The following is a 2,153-nucleotide window of genomic DNA, read 5'->3' on the forward strand; positions in this document are numbered from 1 at the left end:
CGAAGCGGCACGTGAGAATTCTCGGCTCGATTGTTCAGGCCCTTGTGCGATCGATGTTCGACGGCGGGCATCACCTCCCGTCTTGCAGCACCATATGAGCGCAATTTGTCGGTGACGATCCGCTTCGGCGTCAGGCCTTGCTTCTTCAGCAGCCTGACCAGCAAGAGGGCTCGGCCCTGAGCCCACATTTCGTGTTTGAGCATCTGCAGGGAAAACGGCGTGATGGCGATTGTCATTGTGACGGACTTGAGGTCGGCACCCTCCGGAAGAGCTGAAGGAAGTGTTTAGTGCCGCAATTCAGGCATCCCTTTCGGTTCATAGCCGCGCGCGATGTCACGTCCTCACGCTGGCTCAGTTCGATGTTGCCTGCTTAGTATCCATGGCGCGGATGGAATGCATCCAAACGTACGATTTTACTGATGGTATGAAGTGCTTCATTACCAAACACGAAACCAAACGGATAGACGCGAAATCTGCCGGCGGGCAACGTTGCGGAGAACCTTCTGACGGAGTTTTCGGCGAGAGCGGCCGGACCAGGCCCGAACAGGACACAAATGGGGAATAAGCCGTAGACGATCCGTGGCAGCGCGACAGAACCAGTTCGAGTGAGCATCACGCGATCGCCCGCCGGTTCTCGTTCCCAAAGTTCCATCACAAATGCACTCGCCGTCGGGTGCGCAGGAATGCCAGGATGCATCAACGAAGACAGCTTGCTCACCGCTCACGCGATTTCGTCCTTAGGACGAATCGAATTGCGAGCGTTAGCATCACCTGACGTATGACTGGGCGATTGTCCTGTCGAGCGCGACGGCTGTAGAGCAGGAGCAGCCATCTGGAATCTTGCCGCATACTCTGGAAGTGATTTTCGTTGAATACCAGGCTTCAGAGAAGCGCCCTACTCCTTTTTCATTCCTGATGAACCCGTAAGGACCGGTACAATGTCATACGAAGCAATCTTTAGTCTTGGCTCGGACTGCAGGCCTGCGTCCCATTTTATACGATATTTCAAAGGGCGCCCAAGTAGCTGTTTTGATTGGCTTGTGACGCCTGTGGCCTCCATCGAGAGAATACTGGCAGACGATGGAGCACAATTTGGACTTCGTGTATCTGCTTTAAATGGGACGACTGCTCTATGTGAGAATTACGGAGTTCTTTACCATCATGAATTTGAGCGAACGAAGTCGGGCGCCGTTATTTTCACACCGGAGGCGTTACAGTCTTGTCGCGAGAAGCTGACTTACAAATACAACAAGATGATCAACATCGCTCGGACTCGCAAAACGTTGTTCGTCCGCTATGTTGCGGGGACAGATTCTCCGGGGGATCAGCAGCGAGGGAAGCCGTTTGGAGCAGATGATCTCCAGAAGATGGTCACTCTCCTTGAGGAAAAATTAGGACACTCAAGCTTCCACATCGCCTATTTTCGCGCCATCGGAGGGGCTTACGATGATTCGGAATTTAGAGGGCCAGTCCCAGAGCGCTGCAGTGTCCATCAGGAGCACCATGTGCCTGATCAACCAGACAATTATAAGGCGTGGGACGAGTTCTTTTCCACAATGGGACTTTCGCCCGACCGTCCGCCGCATCTATAGTCGATCTGAACCCTTCAGGCTGGGACCGTTAGACGTAGGTCGGAACGGGCGACGCCGATACGAGCCGAGGGCAATAATCTCACTGCTGCAGCCGATCATCACTTCGTCGACATAACCCCGGATCCAGACATCCTGATGGCCATAGGCGACCGGGACGGAATAGTCGTTGGGGCGATGTCACGTTGTTTGATCAAGGTCGGAACAAGGCGCTTGTGTGAGACGTCAGGCGGTTGCGCCGGTCACGGCTTTCCACTGCGCCATTGCGCGGATCCGATGGATGTGGATGGCGAGGGCTGAGTTTTTCTGGTGCGGGGGGACGAAAAGATTTCGGAGTGCCGAAAAGATCGATATGAACCGTTGCAAGCCGCCGACGGATCGAAATCCCTGCATCATCCGCTCCCGTTTTCGAAGCGGCATGTGAGAATTCGCGGCTCGATTGTTCAGGCCCTTGTGCGATCGATGTTCGACGGCGGGCATCACCTCCCGTCTTGCAGCACCATATGAGCGCAATTTGTCGGTGACGATCCGCTTCGGCGTCAGGCCTTGCTTCTTCAGCAGCCT

The 2,153-nt window shown here is 54.7% G+C and carries 3 protein-coding genes and 2 pseudogenes; 1 reads left to right on the top strand and 4 read right to left on the bottom strand.

Going from position 1 to position 2,153, the window contains the following annotated elements:
* Together BN1800_RS39335 and BN1800_RS41100 are read right to left on the bottom strand one after the other, a co-directional pair.
* Nucleotides 1–179, bottom strand: a pseudogene (locus BN1800_RS39335) (DDE-type integrase/transposase/recombinase); the annotation flags it as partial.
* 191 nt (nucleotides 180–370) lie between these two features.
* Nucleotides 371–718 carry a hypothetical protein gene (locus BN1800_RS41100; RefSeq protein WP_132568940.1) on the bottom strand — a complete coding sequence of 116 codons (348 nt, stop codon included), beginning with the start codon at nucleotides 716–718 and terminating at the stop codon, nucleotides 371–373.
* 220 nt (nucleotides 719–938) lie between these two features.
* Between BN1800_RS41100 and BN1800_RS41105 the strand changes: the two genes are divergently transcribed.
* Nucleotides 939–1,592, top strand: coding sequence for a hypothetical protein (locus BN1800_RS41105; protein WP_132568939.1), 654 nt, complete (start codon nucleotides 939–941; stop codon nucleotides 1,590–1,592).
* Between the two features lie 69 nt (nucleotides 1,593–1,661).
* On the opposite strand, the pseudogene BN1800_RS44380 reads toward BN1800_RS41105, so the two are convergent.
* Both BN1800_RS44380 and BN1800_RS39345 read right to left on the bottom strand, forming a co-directional pair.
* Nucleotides 1,662–1,769, bottom strand: a pseudogene (locus tag BN1800_RS44380) (Mu transposase domain-containing protein); the annotation flags it as partial.
* A gap of 45 nt (nucleotides 1,770–1,814) precedes the next feature.
* Nucleotides 1,815–2,153, bottom strand: a 339-nt coding sequence (locus BN1800_RS39345; RefSeq protein ID WP_143534267.1) for a DDE-type integrase/transposase/recombinase, incomplete at its 5' end; no start/stop codon positions are given.

Source organism: Rhizobium sullae, from assembly GCF_900169785.1.
Taxonomy (GTDB): Bacteria; Pseudomonadota; Alphaproteobacteria; order Rhizobiales; family Rhizobiaceae; genus Rhizobium; species Rhizobium sullae.

Excerpts from the sequence above, each read along its gene's own strand:
- BN1800_RS41105 (WP_132568939.1), top strand. The coding sequence starts at position 939 with ATGTCATACGAAGCAATCTTTAGTCTTGGCTCGGACTGCAGGCCTGCG.